The organism is Martinezella multihospitum (assembly GCF_900094585.1).
In the GTDB taxonomy this organism is placed as follows: domain Bacteria; phylum Pseudomonadota; class Alphaproteobacteria; order Rhizobiales; family Rhizobiaceae; genus Rhizobium; species Rhizobium multihospitium.
Genome location: NZ_FMAG01000005.1, coordinates 163722 through 177323 on the forward strand (window position 1 = coordinate 163722; position 13602 = coordinate 177323).

Here is a 13602-nt window from a genome sequence, read left to right on the forward strand (position 1 = left end):
GAAATAGGAGGAAATGACATCATGAGCACGCTGGAACTACCGAGCGAGGGCGGCTGCCGTTGCGGGCAGGTGCGGTTGAAGATCAGCGCCAAGCCGATGCTCACCATGGCCTGCCACTGCACCGGCTGTCAGCGCATGACCGGCGGCCCCTATTCGCTGAGCGCCGCCATCCCCTCTCAGGGCTTCGAGGTGACGCAAGGCGAGCCTGTCATCGGCGGCCTGCACGGCGATGCCATCCATCACTATTTCTGTCCGCATTGCATGAGCTGGATGTTCACGAAGCTGGAAGGCGTCGACTGGTTCGTCAATGTCCGCGCCACCATGCTCGACGACACCAGCTGGTTCACGCCCTTCATCGAGACCTGGGCGAGCGAAAAGCTCCCCTGGGTGACGACGCCGGCCAGGCACAGCTACGCCGCGCTCCCGGCGATGGAGGAGTATGAAGGGCTGACGAAGGAGTATATGGGGCAGGCATAATGCTGAAGCGGCGAGGTTGCGCCGTCAGAACTGACGGTACTGCGCGAAAGGCAGGCCATGCCTTTCGACATAGGCATTAGCTTTGGCAATTGTCTCTGCATTTTCAATGAGCCAGAGACGCTCGCGCTCAACTTTACTGACGCGAGCGTTATGTTCGACGGGAGCTGAGATACCGCGCTTCGGGTCGCTCACTCATCCCCCATCTTCAGCGCGGCGATAAACGCTTCCTGCGGGATTTCGACCTTGCCGAACTGCCGCATGCGCTTCTTGCCTTCCTTCTGCTTGTCAAGCAGCTTGCGCTTGCGGGTGGCGTCGCCACCGTAGCACTTGGCGGTCACGTCCTTGCGCAGGGCCTTCACCGTCTCACGGGCGATGATGCGCCCGCCGATCGCGGCCTGGATCGGGATCTGAAACATGTGCTGCGGGATCAGGTCCTTCAGCTTTTCGCACATGACGCGGCCACGCTTTTCGGCGGCGGAGCGGTGCACGAGCATTGAGAGCGCATCCACCGGCTCGGCGTTGACTAGGATCGACATCTTGACGAGATCGCTCTCGCGATAGTCCGTCAGGCTGTAGTCGAAGGAGGCGTAGCCCTTGGAGATCGACTTCAGGCGGTCGTAGAAGTCGAAGACGACTTCATTAAGCGGCAGGTCGTAGGTGATCATGGCGCGGTTGCCGACATAGGTCAGCTCCGTCTGGATGCCGCGGCGGTCCTGGCAAAGCTTCAGGATCGAGCCGAGATAATCGTCCGGCGTCAGGATCGTCGCCTTGATCCATGGCTCGCGGAATTCGGCAATCTTGACGACGTCGGGCATGTCGGCCGGATTGTGCAGCTCGATCTCGGTGCCGTCGGTCATGGTGAGCTGATAAACGACCGAAGGCGCCGTCGCGATCAGGTCGAGATTGAATTCGCGCTCCAGGCGCTCCTGGATGATTTCGAGGTGCAGCAGGCCGAGGAAACCGCAGCGGAAGCCGAAGCCGAGGGCGGCGGACGATTCCATTTCGAAGGAAAAGCTGGCGTCGTTGAGGCGCAGCTTGCCCATGGCCGAGCGCAGATCTTCGAAATCGGCGGCATCGACCGGGAAGAGGCCGCAGAACACCACAGGCTGCGCCGGCTTGAAGCCCGGCAGCGCTTCTGCGGTCGGGCGCTTGTCTTCGGTGATGGTATCGCCGACGCGGGTATCGGCCACTTCCTTGATCGAGGCGGTGATGAAGCCGATCTCGCCGGGGCCAAGGCTGTCGACGGCAACCATCTTCGGCGTGAGAACGCCGACGCGCTCGATCTGGTATTTCGCGTCCGTGCCCATCATGCGGATGGTCTGGCCTTTGGTGAGCGTACCGTCGATGATGCGCACGAGAACCATGACGCCGAGATAGGTGTCGTACCAGCTATCGACCAGCAGCGCCTTCAAGGGCGCCTTTTCGCCGCCCGCGCTCTTCGGCGCCGGCAGCTTGTGGACGATGGCTTCGAGAACGTCCGGAATGCCGAGGCCGGTCTTCGCGGAAATCAGCACCGCATCGGAGGCATCGATGCCGATCACTTCCTCGATCTGGTCCTTGATGCGGTCGGGTTCGGCCGCCGGCAGGTCGATCTTGTTGAGGACGGTGACGAGCTCGTGATTGTTGTCGATCGCCTGATAGACGTTCGCCAGCGTCTGCGCCTCCACACCCTGAGAGGCGTCGACAACCAGCAGCGATCCCTCGCAGGCCGACAGCGAGCGCGAGACTTCATAGGCGAAGTCGACGTGTCCGGGCGTGTCGATCAGGTTGAGGATATAGGTTTCGCCATTGTTGGCCTTGTAGTGCAGGCGCACCGTCTGGGCCTTGATGGTGATGCCGCGCTCGCGCTCGATCTCCATATTGTCCAACACCTGCTCCGACATCTCGCGTTCGGCAAGGCCGCCCGTCGTCTGGATCAGGCGGTCGGCCAACGTCGATTTGCCGTGGTCGATATGGGCCACGATCGAGAAGTTGCGGATATGCGAAAGCGGAGTGGTGGAATTGGTGCTCATGCGCGCCATATAGCAGCGCCGCCCCGCGCCGCAAAGCGGAAAAGCGGGGTTTTGGCGGCTATCTTCACGTTATGTTAGCCTTTTCCAGCCCGCCGCCAGGGAGCGCCGATGCGGACTTGATTCCATCATGAGATCGTGTATTTCTCATATAGTAGAATTCCAAGGCGTGAGACATTGATAATGGCGGATGATGATCTGGAACTGGCGATCGGCGTGCGCATCAAGGAGCTGCGCATCGCCCGCGGCCTGACGCTGGATGAGCTTGCCACTGCCTCGGCCGTCAGCCGCGCCATGATCTCGCGCATCGAGCGGGCGGAGGCGAGCCCGACGGCTTCGCTGCTGTCGCGGCTCTGTGCAGCGCTCGGCCTCTCACTATCGGCTTTCTTCGCCGAGGAAGAGGATGAGGTATCGCCGCTTGCCCGCCGCGAGCAGCAGGCGATCTGGCGCGATCCGGGAACCGGCTATGTCAGGCGCGCCGTCTCGCCGCCGGGCACGGGCTCGAAGGTCGATGTCGTCGAGGTCATCTTCCCCGCCGGTGCGCGGGTCATCTTCCCGCCGAATACGGCGAGCGCCGATATGAGCCAGCATGTCTGGCTGTTCGAGGGCGAGATGGAGGTGACCCATCGCGATGTCACCCATCACCTGATGCCCGGCGATTGTCTCTTCATGGGCGTCGGCGACGGCCATGCCTTCCACAATCCCGGCGAGGGTCCGGCACGCTACAGCGTCATCCTCGATCACGGCCGTTCATAGCTACCCAAGGACCTTTTCATGACCGATATTCGTCTTCTCTCCGCCGCCGAGGCCCGCGCCAGCCTATCCGATCTCTGCGATGTGCTTGTCGATTGCGTCAATGGCGGCGCCTCCGTCGGCTTTATGCAGCCTTACGGAACGGCTGATGCCTTGCCCTATTGGCAGGGCGTTGCCGACAGCGTCGAAAGCGGCGCGACGCTGCTTTTCGTCGCCGTGCTCGAGGGCAAGGTTGTCGGAACGGTGCAGGTGGGCGCAGCGCAAATGCCGAACCAGCCGCATCGCGGCGATCTCAAGAAGCTGCTGGTGCACACGTCCGCAAGGGGCAAGGGGCTTGCCCGCCTCCTGATGGACGCCGCGGAGCGCGAAGCCGCCCACATTGGCAAGACCTTGCTGGTGCTCGATACTGCCACAGGCAGTGATGCGGAGGCGATCTATCCGCGCCTTGGCTGGCAGCGCGTCGGCGTGGTGCCGGATTATGCCCTATGGCCCGAGGGCGGCCTTTGCGACACCACCATTTTCTATAAGCGCATCTCGGCCTGAACAAAGCAATTCAGGCTGAGAAGGCGGCCACGGCATCGCGCAGTCTGGAACCCGAAGTCCACAGCATCGCCTTCCAGCCGAAGTGCCGTGCGGCTTCGATATTGGCCTCCATGTCGTCGATGAAGCCGATCTCGCTTGCGGAGATCCCGACACGTTCGGTCGCCAGTCGAAAGAATTCGGTTGATGGCTTCTGATGGCCGAGGGCGGCGGAATAGAAGATGCCGTCGAAACGCGAGGAGAGCCCAAGTTCGTCCATCAGATAGGCGGCGCGCATATGCTCCTGATTGGTTGCCAGGAACATCTTCGTTCCTCCGGCCCGCAGCGCGGCGAGGTCGTCGAGCAGGCCGTGATCGAGGCGAGAATCGTTCTCGAACCAATAGTCGATCAGCGTTCGGGCCGTAAGCTCAGGCGCGATCCTGCCGAGAACCTCCGCTAGCCTCGGCTCCAGCGCATCGCGGCCGGTGACGATATCCTGCCAATAGGTTTTGAAGAACGCCTGTTGAAGCACATCCAGAGGCAAGCCGAGATCCCGCTCCAGATAGGTGAACAGCGGCAGCCTGTCGCTTGGCCGGCCGTGGACCAGAACACCGTCGACATCGACCATCAGGATTTTCATGCGCCTGTCCTCGATTCTTCAAATGCAGGCGGAAGGTGCCGTCGTTTGCAATGGCGTTCAAGACCGCATGCCGCTCTTTTTTCTCTACCGCGATCCATGTAAGCCTTTGCTCCAGCAAGATAACGGAGGAGGCGAACATGCGGGTCATTTACTCGGAAGATCACAAGCTCAGGGATGCCAAGACCGAGCTGCATGATGGCCAGCTCGTCACGCCCTTCGAAGCGCCGTTCCGGGCCGAATGGATTCTTGCCGCCATCAGGGAGGCCGGCTTTGCCGATGTCGTCGCGCCGGAAGCGCATGGGCTGGAGACGGCGCGCAAGGTGCATGATCCGGCCTATCTCGATTTCCTTGGCACCGTCTGGGAGCGCTGGGTCGCCGCCGGTTACACGGGCGAGGCGATCGCCAATTCCTTTCCCATCAGGCGCACCAGCCAGCGCGTGCCTGACAATATCGTCGGCATGATCGGCCATTATGCCAATGCCGCGGATACCTCGATCACCAAGGGCTCGTATGAGGCGGCGCTCGCCTCCATGCGCTGCGCCTTGACCGGTGCCGACTGGCTCAACGCCGGCAATCGCTTCGCCTTTGCGCTCTGCCGCCCGCCCGGCCATCATGCCGGCTTCGATCTCTTCGGCGGCTATTGCTTCATCAACAATGCCGGCGTCGCAGCGCAGCGCCTGCGCGACCATGGCGCTGCGAAAGTGGCTGTGCTCGATGTCGACTTTCATCACGGCAACGGTACCCAGGACATTTTCTACCGGCGCGGCGATGTCTTTACCGCCTCGCTGCATGGCGATCCCATCCATGCCTTTCCCTATTTCCTGGGCCATGCCGACGAAGAAGGTGAGGGGGATGGGCTGGGTGCCAACCGCAATTACCCCATGCAGCGCGGCACGCCTTGGGAAGTCTGGTCGGCAGCACTCGACGATGCGCTTGCCCGCATCAAGGCCTTCGGCGCGGAGGCGATCGTGCTCTCGCTCGGCGTCGATACGTTCGAGCGCGATCCGATCTCCTTCTTCAAGCTGACGTCGCAGGATTTTATCCGCATGGGCGAGCGGGTTTCTGCCGCGGGCCTGCCTGTCCTCGTCTGCATGGAGGGCGGTTACGGCGTGCCGGAAATCGGCCTGAACGTCGCCAATGTGCTGCAGGGCCTCGAAGCCTGAGGCCTCTTGCATCAAAGTGCCTGATCGCAGGATGAAAAGTTTGAATTTGCCACTGCATGGCCACGCCTCTACAAACGCCGCCTGGTTGGGGGGTGTTTATGGAACAGAAGCTTGTCGACAGCGGATCGGATGGCGGCGTGGCGCTGATGCCGCATCCGGATGTCGCGCCATCGACCGGCGGCATTGTCGCCGGCGTGCTGATGTGCGTGATGTCGATGTCGTCAATCCAGTTCGGCTCGGCTTTGTCGGCTCCGATCATCAACGCCTATGGACCGGCGGGCGCCACGTGGTTGCGGCTTGTCTTCGCCTCTATCGCGCTGGCGATCATCGTTCGCCCGAAGATCATGAGCTACAGCCGCTCGCAATGGCTCGGCGTGCTGGCGCTCGGCACCGTCTCGGCGCTGATGACGACCTCTTTCTTCTCGGCGATCGCGCGCATTCCCCTGGGGCTTGCCGTCGCCATCGAATTTCTCGGGCCGCTGCTGGTCGCAACCCTCGGCTTCGGGCTGAGCCGTCAGCTTCTTTGGCCGATCTTCGCCGCCATCGGCGTTCTGCTCTTGGCCTATGACGGCGAGGAGTGGGTCGGCAATCTCCCCGGCATCCTCTTTGCCATCGGCGCTGGCGCTGGTTGGGCCTGCTATATCCTTTTGACGAAGAAGGTCGGCAATGCCTTTCAGGGCCTCGAAGGGCTTTCCATGTCGCTGCTGGTCGCGGCAGTCGTTTCGACCCCCTTCGGCTTTGCCTCGGCCGTCCCGCATCTGACGGGTTACGGTCTGCTCGAAATTGCCGGACTGGCGCTGCTCGTGCCGCTGATGCCCTATGTGCTGGAAATGGTGGCGCTGCGGCGTATGCCGACGTCATCCTTCGGCATCCTCATGAGCCTCGAGCCCGCCATCGGCGCCTTTGCCGGCTTCATCATCCTGGCGCAGCCGATGACGCCGTCGCAGATGTTCGGCACGGCACTGGTGGTTTCCGCCAGCATCGGGGCAACGATCTTCGCTACGAAAGCCTGAGACTGGCGAGCGTAAGTCGTCTTTGCTTTGAGTTTTGCCCCGGCAGCTCCGCCGTCAATCCGGCGCTTGAAGCCTGGCGATCTGGGGCGCAACGATTGCGATGAACAGTCGTGGATCGCCGAAAGCTCTCGCCGAGAGCATTGCTCCATGAACGGAGGCCATCAGCATTTGCGCCTCTTCCTCGGGCTGCTTGTTCAGCCGGAAGAGGCCATTCTCGGTTCCCGCCTGCAGCACTGACGTAAGCCATCCGGCGAGGCTATGAAAATGGCCAAGCACCTGGGATGCGACCTCTTCCGGCAACATCTGCATCTCGCTGGCGAGCATCGCGCAAACGCAAAAGGGCAGTGAGGCGTCCCGAATGCATGAATGCCAATAGTTCACATAGGCTTGCAGCTGTTCCGGGGGGCTCGAGGTCCCTTCGCGCAAAGACTTCAGACCCGCCTCGGTCTGCTGTCTGTAACGGTTCACCAGCACCGAAACCAGTTCGGCCTTTGTCGGAAAGTGATGGTGGATGCTCGCTTTCCGGATGCCTATCGCAGCGGAGATGTCGGCATAGCTGAAGCCGTTGTAGCCTCCGGCCACGATAAGAGCCTGCGCGATGTCGAGAATTTTTTCTGAAGTCGAAGTTATTGATTTCATGTCGTTGCCTACCTTTTGGTAGGCTAGTTGTCAAGATTGCCGCACCGCTTCCGGCTCTCACGAAACGGTGTTCGAGCCTCATGTTGACTCGATGAGTGCATCTTCCTACTAGTAGGTAGGCAAATACAAGGAGCCTCCCGATGCAAAGCCGCATTTCACCCCAGCCCAACTGGCTGCAGTCCTACTATTTTACACGTGCCCTGTTCTCGATCGCCTGGATTTCAGCCGCGATCGTCCTCAGCGCAAAGCCGCCATCCGTCGCGTTTCTGCTGGTTATCTATCCTGTCTGGGATGCCCTCGCCAATCTGGTCGACGCCCGGGTCAACGGCGGTCTGAAGGTCAATCCGTCCCAAACATTGAATGTTGTCGTCAGTATCGCCACGGCGCTCGCCGTTGTCGTAGCCACCTACAATAGCACCTATGCCGTTCTGGCCGTGTTTGGGGCTTGGGCGATCCTCTCGGGCCTGCTGCAACTTTACACCGGCGTAAGGCGCTGGCGTACCTATGGCGCTCAATGGGTAATGATCCTGAGCGGGGCGCAGTCGGCGCTTGCCGGCGGTTTCATGCTCAGCCGGTCCCTCGGCACGGTCGCGCCGACGATTCTGGATATCGTCCCCTATGCGGCGTTCGGAGCGTTCTACTTCCTGCTTTCCGCAATCTGGCTTGCGGTCGCGGCCTATCGCAAAGCACATGCGTAGGCGCTGCCTGATCTTGCGGCGGCGAGTTTGAAGTAACTTGCCGCCGTATTTTCGCGTGGCCTGCCTTAAGCCGTCGTTTTCGCGGGATCGTCCAACGCCGGATTATAAAAGAGTGAGAGCGTCAGGCTCTTGGCGATGCGCTCGGCCGTCGCCATGAACCAGTCTCTTGCCTCCTTGGAAGGCGCGATATCGGCAAGCGTTTCGGAGAAAAGCGCCAGCCATTCCGGAAAGAGGTCCGTGGCCATGCCCTCGACGCCGAGATGCGCCTGTACCGGCTTGCCGCCATAGGCGCCGTTCTTGAAGGCGACGGAGGACCAGAAGCGCTTCATCTTTTCCATATGCTCGGACCAGCGCCCGGCAAGGCGTCCGTCGAAGACCGGTCCGAGCCGGGGATGCGCCTGAACGCGCCCATAGAACGTGTCGACCAGCCTGTCGATGAAGGCGGCATCGATGCCCATCCGCGCCATCTCCGCCTCGGCCTTTTCGCGGATGCCGGCAAGATGGGCGGCGCGAGCCTGTATCTCGTTTTCCATAATATTCTCCGAGTGCCGGCGCGTGGAAGTCCGCTGCTCCGGCATCTTTCAGGTCCCTATGTATGCAATTTCCCAGCGCGGCCAAGACGTCATGGAGATGTTGCGGCAATCTGTCAAAGTCGCGCTGCCATTTTCCGCGGCCTCGTTCGGCGGGCCACAAATTTTCCGGCACGATTTTCCCTCCGCAATGACGTCTCCGTGCTTGACCAGCGCAATTGCCCACTTTAGATTTAGAATAATTCTAAAGTTATGAGGTTGCCCCGATGCTGCTAGGCCTATTCCGCCCGTCGAAACGTCCCTTCACCTCTCTTTCCGAACAGGAGATCCTGGCGATCGCCATCGCGGCAGAAGAAGACGATTCACGCATCTATCTCGCCTATGCCGATACGCTCCGCCCGCATTATCCCGAATCCGCCAAGGTCTTCGAAGACATGGCCGAGGTCGAGGATACGCACCGCAAGACATTGATCGACATGCACCGCCGCCGCTTCGGCGAGCGAATTCCGTTGATCAGGCGCGAGCATGTGCGCGGCTTTTACGAGCGCAAACCCGATTGGCTGCGCAAGAATCTCTCTCTCGATGCCATGCGCGACGAGGCCGAGGCGATGGAGCAGCAGGCCTATAATTTCTATGTCGAAGCGGCCAAGCAGGTCTCTGACGCCTCGACGCGCCAGCTTCTCGGCGATCTCGCGCTGGCCGAGCAGGGGCATGAAGACGTCGCCCGCATGCTTGGCGAGAAGCATACGCCGGAAGAGGTCAAGCACGAGGAGGATGCGCAGGCACGCCGCCAGTTCGTTCTGACTTATGTGCAGCCTGGCCTCGCTGGTCTCATGGATGGCTCAGTCTCCACGCTCGCGCCGATCTTTGCCGCCGCCTTCGCCACGCAGCAGACATGGCAGACCTTTCTCGTCGGCCTTTCGGCTTCGGTCGGCGCCGGCATCTCCATGGGTTTCACTGAGGCGGCCCATGACGACGGCAAGATCTCGGGCCGCGGTTCGCCGATCAAGCGCGGCCTTGCCTGCGGCATCATGACGGCGCTCGGCGGCCTCGGCCATGCGCTGCCCTACCTCATCCCGCATTTCTGGACCGCGACGATTACGGCCGCCGTCGTCGTCTTCTTCGAGCTCTGGGCCATCGCCTTCATCCAGAACAAATATATGGAGACGCCATTCCTGCGCGCCGCGTTCCAGGTCGTCCTCGGCGGCTCGCTGGTGCTCGGCGCCGGCATTCTGATCGGAAATGGGTGAGGCATGAAGGATCTTCTGTCTCCACGAGTCGAGCGAAGATAACCTGTCATCACGAAATGTTAAATTTCGGAACGCCTTCCGCCGCCACCGGTTAGCAACACGAGGCCGCTCTTGGCCTCGTCTGCAAACCAAAGGAGATGATCCAATGGCAAACCAAGGTGGAACCCACGAGCAGCATGTGAAATCTGGCCAGCAGAGCCACAAGCGCATGGACAACGACAACACCAGGAATGCTTCGTCCACCGGCTCCCGCGAGCAGCACTCTGAAAGCTCGCGTGGCGGCACCCACGAGCAACACGTCAAGGCAGGCCAGCAGAGCCATAAGAACCATTGACGCTCGCAGTCGCAGCAAATTCGTTCGCACCGAAGAGTGAGGACGGTTTTTATTACATGACGAAAAAGCGAAAGGCCGGTCCGATGGACCGGCCTTCTCGCGTAATGAGAATTGGCTTGCGCTTACTTGACGGCGCCGACCAGGACGTCGTTGCCGTTCTCGATGGTGACCCAGCGGCCGGCATTGAAGCTCGCCTGACGCTTCAGATAGGAATAGGGGGTCTTGGTCCAGACCTTGATCTCGTCCTCGAGGTTGTCGAGGATAAAATCGCCCTGCCTGGTGCGCAGCGTCAGCACCGCATGTCCTTCGCCATCCGGCTTGCGAACGACCGTCATCAACAGGTTGGAGGCGGAAATGCCGCTCTGCATCAGGAGCTTGCGCTTCAGCAGGGCAAAATCCTCGCAGTCGCCGGCGGTCTTCGGATATTCCCAATATTCCTCCTGGCCGTAGACTTCCATGTCGGTCGCCGGGCGGATCGTCTTGTTGACGCGCAGGTTGATCTGGTTGACGAGAGCCCAGGAGGCCGCGTTCATGTCGACGGGACCGATATTGCGGGTCGGCCCGCACTCGTCGGTATGTCTCTGGCAGAAGTCGTAGTGCCCGATCGGCTGGGAGGTCACGTTGCCGACGGTCATCGAAACACCCTGCTGAGGTGCCGGCATCGCCGCCGACGACATCGCAACTATAGCAGCGAAGGCAATCAACAAGCCCTTAATACGCACGCCCACTATCCTTGTATCGTCCCTGCATTTGTTAACAAATTGTTAATGTAGGGGGGTGCGCGAAGTCAATCGTTACTTAAGTGTTAACACCGGAACCGGCTCATATGGTTAATTTCGGCACAATCAAGGAGATAGTTGCCATAATCTTTTGCTGCCTGCGATTACGCAGGCGCACGCATGAGGCGGCAGGAAAAGCAGCCCGCGCTTTGAGTATTTCGCAGATATCTATTTGTTTTTATGGCGTATTATGTAGTGCCAATGTCTCCGCCACAGCGAGCATGCGCTCGATGTCCTGCGGCCGTGACAGGCGATGATCGCCGTCGCGCACAAGCGTTAACACGACATCGTCGGCCGGCAGGTGCTCGACCAGCTTTAACGAATGGGAGAAAGGTACGTCTGCATCCTGCATGCCCTGCAATATATGCACCGGGCAGCCGGTTTCGATGATGCCGGTCAGCACGCGATTGGCGCGCCCGTCCTCGATGAGGGCGCGGGTGAAGATGTTCGGCTCCGGGCTGTATTCCGAGGGCTCTTCGAAATAGCCCCGTTCCGCCAGCGATCGCCGTTCGACATCGGAAAGGTTCGGCTCGATGAGGTCGATGGTGAAATCGGGAGCGGGCGCGATGAGCACGAGGCCGGCGATGGCGGCTGCCTTCTTGCGTTTGCGCAGTTCCTGAATGACCCTGAGTGCGATCCAGCCGCCCATCGACGAGCCGACGAGAACGATCTTCTTCGGCTTGGTATGGTCGATGACCGCAAGCGCTTCTTCCAGCCAGCGCGAAATCGTGCCGTTAGTGAACTTCCCGCCTGATTGCCCATGGCCGGAATAGTCGAAGCGGATGCAGCCGATACCAAGCCGCTCCGCCAGCGCGTCCAGTTCCACGGCCTTGATGCCGCTCATGTCGGATCGATAGCCGGACAACCAGACGAAGCTGACATTCCTGGCACCCTTGCCGGCGGCGCGCTGGACGATGGCGATCTGGCGCTCGCTCTCGCCCGTGCCAACGGGAAGGAAGGTCGGTTGGATGGATGCGGCGGTCTCGGACATGGAAAGCTCCCGGATTTTCTGCCCTATAGAACAGATTCGCGTCCGCGTGGCCTGAAAAATCCTCGATCTTTTCGCTGGGGTTTCTATATAAATGGAGAAGGATACTGTGTCCTTCGCGCATCTCGCGCTTCCATGACACTCTATTGACACGCGGGAGGTGCTTTTTTCCCGCTGTCATGCTATTGACTTCAACACAGCTTTTACGACATTTCCGTCAGTTGCGCCGACGGGGAGCGAGAGGCTGCAGCTATCCGAAACAATTCGTGGAGAATACGACCATTCGCAGACCCTTTAAAACCGATGCGCCCGTAAAGGACGGGCCACGTTCCAACAGGGAAATTCGCATTCCCAAAGTTCAGCTCATCGCTGCCGATGGCGCGAATATGGGCATCGTCCCGACCGACCAGGCATTGAGAATGGCAGAGGAGGCCGGTCTCGATCTGGTAGAGATTTCCCCCAATGCTGAACCGCCTGTGTGCAAGATCCTCGATCTGGGCAAGCTGAAATACGCCAACCAGAAGAAGGCCGCCGAGGCGCGCAAGAAGCAGAAGATCGTCGAAGTCAAAGAAATCAAGATGCGTCCCAACATCGACACCCATGACTATGAGGTGAAGATGAAGGCGATCGGTCGTTTCTTCGAGGAAGGCGACAAGGTGAAGGTGACCTTGAAGTTCCGCGGCCGCGAAATGGCCCACCAGGAACTTGGCATGAAGCTGCTTCAGCAGGTCAAGGAAGATACGATCGAGATTGCCAAGGTGGAGGCCGAGCCCAAGCTCGAAGGCCGCCAGATGATGATGGTGCTTGCGCCGAAGTGAGGCGCAAGTCGGAGTAGAGAGGCCGGAGCCGTCCCTTGGACGGCTTTTTCCTTTTCTGCGGCAGGGATCGATGCTTGTCATCGATCTGCAAAGATTCCCGCATTCGCACCGTTGCACTTCAGGGCAAGTGCGGTTATAAGCGCGCGTCCGAACTGACCGGCAGGGCATGCCGTGGCAGTTCAGAATGCTGGTGGAGCGGTTCGTCACCGTATCCGCCGTTCAACAACAAACGCTCCGGCACCTTGTTGCAGCCCGGCCAGTCCGGATCTGTGGGAAGGGCTTTTAAGCAAAGCGCGCCAGGAAGCATCGAAGGAGTAGCAAAATGCCCAAGATGAAGACGAAGTCCTCTGCCAAGAAGCGGTTCAAGATCACCGCATCCGGCAAGGTCAAGGCAGCCGCTGCTGGCAAGCGCCACGGCATGATCAAGCGTAGCAACAAGTTCATTCGCGATGCCCGCGGCACCATGGTTCTCGCAGAACCGGATGGCCGTAAGGTTGTCAAGAACTACTTGCCGAACGGTCTCTAAGACTATTCGTAACGCTATAGACTAAGGAGATCATGAAATGGCACGCGTAAAAAGAGGCGTTACCGCCCACGCCAAGCACAAGAAGGTTCTGAAGGCAGCCAAGGGCTTCTACGGCCGTCGCAAGAACACCATCCGGGCCGCCAAGGCCGCCGTCGACCGTTCCAAGCAGTACGCTTATCGCGACCGCAAGGTCAACAAGCGCAACTTCCGCGCCCTCTGGATCCAGCGCATCAACGCTGCCGTCCGCGAGCACGGCCTGACCTACGGCCGCTTCATTGACGGTCTGAACAAGGCTGGCATCGAAGTCGACCGCAAGGTTCTCTCCGACATGGCAATCCATGAGTCGGAAGCTTTCGGCGCACTGGTTGCGGCCTCCAAGAAGGCTCTCGAGTACCTCAAGGACGCCGGCACGAAGAACGAGTTCGAAGCAGCCGTTAACTAACGCTGCCTCGCACGTCTTTCGTAA

At 60.2% G+C, this 13602-nt stretch carries 17 protein-coding genes and 1 pseudogene; 11 read left to right on the forward strand and 7 right to left on the reverse strand.

Features of this window, described 5'->3' with window-relative positions; all coding sequences use genetic code 11:
- Positions 1-21: 21 nt before the first annotated feature.
- On the forward strand, positions 22-477 hold the full coding sequence (locus tag GA0061103_RS21300; RefSeq protein WP_092714737.1) for a GFA family protein: 456 nt from the start codon (positions 22-24) through the stop codon (positions 475-477).
- A gap of 24 nt (positions 478-501) precedes the next feature.
- Here the strand turns inward: GA0061103_RS21300 and GA0061103_RS21305 are convergent.
- Positions 502-624: pseudogene (locus GA0061103_RS21305) on the reverse strand (type II toxin-antitoxin system CcdA family antitoxin); the annotation flags it as partial.
- A 41-nt stretch (positions 625-665) separates the two neighbouring features.
- Positions 666-2498 carry a translation elongation factor 4 gene (lepA, locus tag GA0061103_RS21310; protein WP_092714740.1) on the reverse strand — a complete coding sequence of 611 codons (1833 nt, stop codon included), beginning with the start codon at positions 2496-2498 and terminating at the stop codon, positions 666-668.
- Between the two features lie 171 nt (positions 2499-2669).
- Here lepA and GA0061103_RS21315 point away from each other — a divergent pair, with 171 nt between their 5' ends.
- Both GA0061103_RS21315 and GA0061103_RS21320 read left to right on the forward strand, forming a co-directional pair.
- Entirely contained in the window at positions 2670-3242 is a 573-nt protein-coding gene (locus GA0061103_RS21315; protein WP_092714742.1) for a helix-turn-helix domain-containing protein, read from the forward strand.
- An 18-nt stretch (positions 3243-3260) separates the two neighbouring features.
- Positions 3261-3782, forward strand: a complete 522-nt coding sequence (locus tag GA0061103_RS21320) for a GNAT family N-acetyltransferase (RefSeq protein WP_092714744.1) — start codon at positions 3261-3263, stop codon at positions 3780-3782.
- A 10-nt stretch (positions 3783-3792) separates the two neighbouring features.
- Here GA0061103_RS21320 and GA0061103_RS21325 read toward each other — a convergent pair whose 3' ends face one another.
- Entirely contained in the window at positions 3793-4398 is a 606-nt protein-coding gene (locus GA0061103_RS21325; RefSeq protein WP_092714745.1) for an HAD-IA family hydrolase, read from the reverse strand.
- A gap of 137 nt (positions 4399-4535) precedes the next feature.
- Between GA0061103_RS21325 and GA0061103_RS21330 the strand changes: the two genes are divergently transcribed.
- Positions 4536-5561, forward strand: coding sequence for a histone deacetylase family protein (locus GA0061103_RS21330; protein WP_092715167.1), 1026 nt, complete (start codon positions 4536-4538; stop codon positions 5559-5561).
- Positions 5562-5659: 98 nt separating this feature from the next.
- Entirely contained in the window at positions 5660-6574 is a 915-nt protein-coding gene (locus GA0061103_RS21335; protein ID WP_208603545.1) for an EamA family transporter, read from the forward strand.
- 54 nt (positions 6575-6628) lie between these two features.
- Here the strand turns inward: GA0061103_RS21335 and GA0061103_RS21340 are convergent, their stop codons facing one another.
- Positions 6629-7213, reverse strand: a complete 585-nt coding sequence (locus tag GA0061103_RS21340; protein WP_092714747.1) for a TetR/AcrR family transcriptional regulator — start codon at positions 7211-7213, stop codon at positions 6629-6631.
- Between the two features lie 140 nt (positions 7214-7353).
- On the opposite strand from GA0061103_RS21340, the gene GA0061103_RS21345 reads away from it, so the two are divergent.
- Positions 7354-7911, forward strand: a complete 558-nt coding sequence (locus GA0061103_RS21345) for a DUF308 domain-containing protein (RefSeq protein ID WP_092714749.1) — start codon at positions 7354-7356, stop codon at positions 7909-7911.
- A gap of 65 nt (positions 7912-7976) precedes the next feature.
- Here the strand turns inward: GA0061103_RS21345 and GA0061103_RS21350 are convergent, their stop codons facing one another.
- Positions 7977-8444: a group III truncated hemoglobin gene (locus GA0061103_RS21350; protein ID WP_092714750.1), complete on the reverse strand. Its 468-nt coding sequence runs from the start codon at positions 8442-8444 to the stop codon at positions 7977-7979.
- 263 nt (positions 8445-8707) lie between these two features.
- Between GA0061103_RS21350 and mbfA the strand changes: the two genes are divergently transcribed.
- Positions 8708-9691 (forward strand): iron exporter MbfA, encoded by a 984-nt coding sequence (gene mbfA, locus GA0061103_RS21360; protein WP_092714754.1) that lies wholly within the window; start codon positions 8708-8710, stop codon positions 9689-9691.
- 145 nt (positions 9692-9836) lie between these two features.
- Positions 9837-10025, forward strand: a complete 189-nt coding sequence (locus GA0061103_RS21365) for a hypothetical protein (RefSeq protein ID WP_092714756.1) — start codon at positions 9837-9839, stop codon at positions 10023-10025.
- Positions 10026-10147: 122 nt separating this feature from the next.
- Here GA0061103_RS21365 and GA0061103_RS21370 read toward each other — a convergent pair whose 3' ends face one another.
- Both GA0061103_RS21370 and GA0061103_RS21375 read right to left on the reverse strand, forming a co-directional pair.
- A complete protein-coding gene (locus tag GA0061103_RS21370) occupies positions 10148-10747 on the reverse strand; it encodes a transglutaminase-like cysteine peptidase (protein ID WP_092714758.1) in 600 nt (199 codons plus the stop codon).
- A 235-nt stretch (positions 10748-10982) separates the two neighbouring features.
- Positions 10983-11795, reverse strand: coding sequence for an alpha/beta hydrolase (locus GA0061103_RS21375; RefSeq protein WP_092714759.1), 813 nt, complete (start codon positions 11793-11795; stop codon positions 10983-10985).
- Between the two features lie 278 nt (positions 11796-12073).
- On the opposite strand from GA0061103_RS21375, the gene infC reads away from it, so the two are divergent.
- The 3 genes from infC to rplT all read left to right on the forward strand — a co-directional run bounded on the left by infC (position 12074) and on the right by rplT (position 13578).
- A complete protein-coding gene (gene infC / locus GA0061103_RS21380) occupies positions 12074-12610 on the forward strand; it encodes a translation initiation factor IF-3 (protein ID WP_174176104.1) in 537 nt (178 codons plus the stop codon).
- A 322-nt stretch (positions 12611-12932) separates the two neighbouring features.
- A complete protein-coding gene (rpmI, locus tag GA0061103_RS21390; RefSeq protein ID WP_069611026.1) occupies positions 12933-13136 on the forward strand; it encodes a 50S ribosomal protein L35 in 204 nt (67 codons plus the stop codon).
- 37 nt (positions 13137-13173) lie between these two features.
- The gene (gene rplT, locus GA0061103_RS21395; protein ID WP_092714763.1) at positions 13174-13578 is read left to right on the forward strand and encodes a 50S ribosomal protein L20; all 405 of its coding nucleotides are present in this window, start codon (positions 13174-13176) and stop codon (positions 13576-13578) included.
- The last annotated feature ends 24 nt before the right edge of the window (positions 13579-13602 follow it).

Excerpts from the sequence above, each read along its gene's own strand:
- GA0061103_RS21300 (WP_092714737.1), top strand. The coding sequence starts at position 22 with ATGAGCACGCTGGAACTACCGAGCGAGGGCGGCTGCCGTTGCGGGCAG.
- lepA (WP_092714740.1), bottom strand. The coding sequence starts at position 2,498 with ATGGCGCGCATGAGCACCAATTCCACCACTCCGCTTTCGCATATCCGC.
- GA0061103_RS21315 (WP_092714742.1), top strand. The coding sequence starts at position 2,670 with ATGGCGGATGATGATCTGGAACTGGCGATCGGCGTGCGCATCAAGGAG.
- GA0061103_RS21320 (WP_092714744.1), top strand. The coding sequence starts at position 3,261 with ATGACCGATATTCGTCTTCTCTCCGCCGCCGAGGCCCGCGCCAGCCTA.
- GA0061103_RS21325 (WP_092714745.1), bottom strand. The coding sequence starts at position 4,398 with ATGAAAATCCTGATGGTCGATGTCGACGGTGTTCTGGTCCACGGCCGG.
- GA0061103_RS21330 (WP_092715167.1), top strand. The coding sequence starts at position 4,536 with ATGCGGGTCATTTACTCGGAAGATCACAAGCTCAGGGATGCCAAGACC.
- GA0061103_RS21335 (WP_208603545.1), top strand. The coding sequence starts at position 5,660 with ATGGAACAGAAGCTTGTCGACAGCGGATCGGATGGCGGCGTGGCGCTG.
- GA0061103_RS21340 (WP_092714747.1), bottom strand. The coding sequence starts at position 7,213 with ATGAAATCAATAACTTCGACTTCAGAAAAAATTCTCGACATCGCGCAG.
- GA0061103_RS21345 (WP_092714749.1), top strand. The coding sequence starts at position 7,354 with ATGCAAAGCCGCATTTCACCCCAGCCCAACTGGCTGCAGTCCTACTAT.
- GA0061103_RS21350 (WP_092714750.1), bottom strand. The coding sequence starts at position 8,444 with ATGGAAAACGAGATACAGGCTCGCGCCGCCCATCTTGCCGGCATCCGC.
- mbfA (WP_092714754.1), top strand. The coding sequence starts at position 8,708 with ATGCTGCTAGGCCTATTCCGCCCGTCGAAACGTCCCTTCACCTCTCTT.
- GA0061103_RS21365 (WP_092714756.1), top strand. The coding sequence starts at position 9,837 with ATGGCAAACCAAGGTGGAACCCACGAGCAGCATGTGAAATCTGGCCAG.
- GA0061103_RS21375 (WP_092714759.1), bottom strand. The coding sequence starts at position 11,795 with ATGTCCGAGACCGCCGCATCCATCCAACCGACCTTCCTTCCCGTTGGC.
- rpmI (WP_069611026.1), top strand. The coding sequence starts at position 12,933 with ATGCCCAAGATGAAGACGAAGTCCTCTGCCAAGAAGCGGTTCAAGATC.
- rplT (WP_092714763.1), top strand. The coding sequence starts at position 13,174 with ATGGCACGCGTAAAAAGAGGCGTTACCGCCCACGCCAAGCACAAGAAG.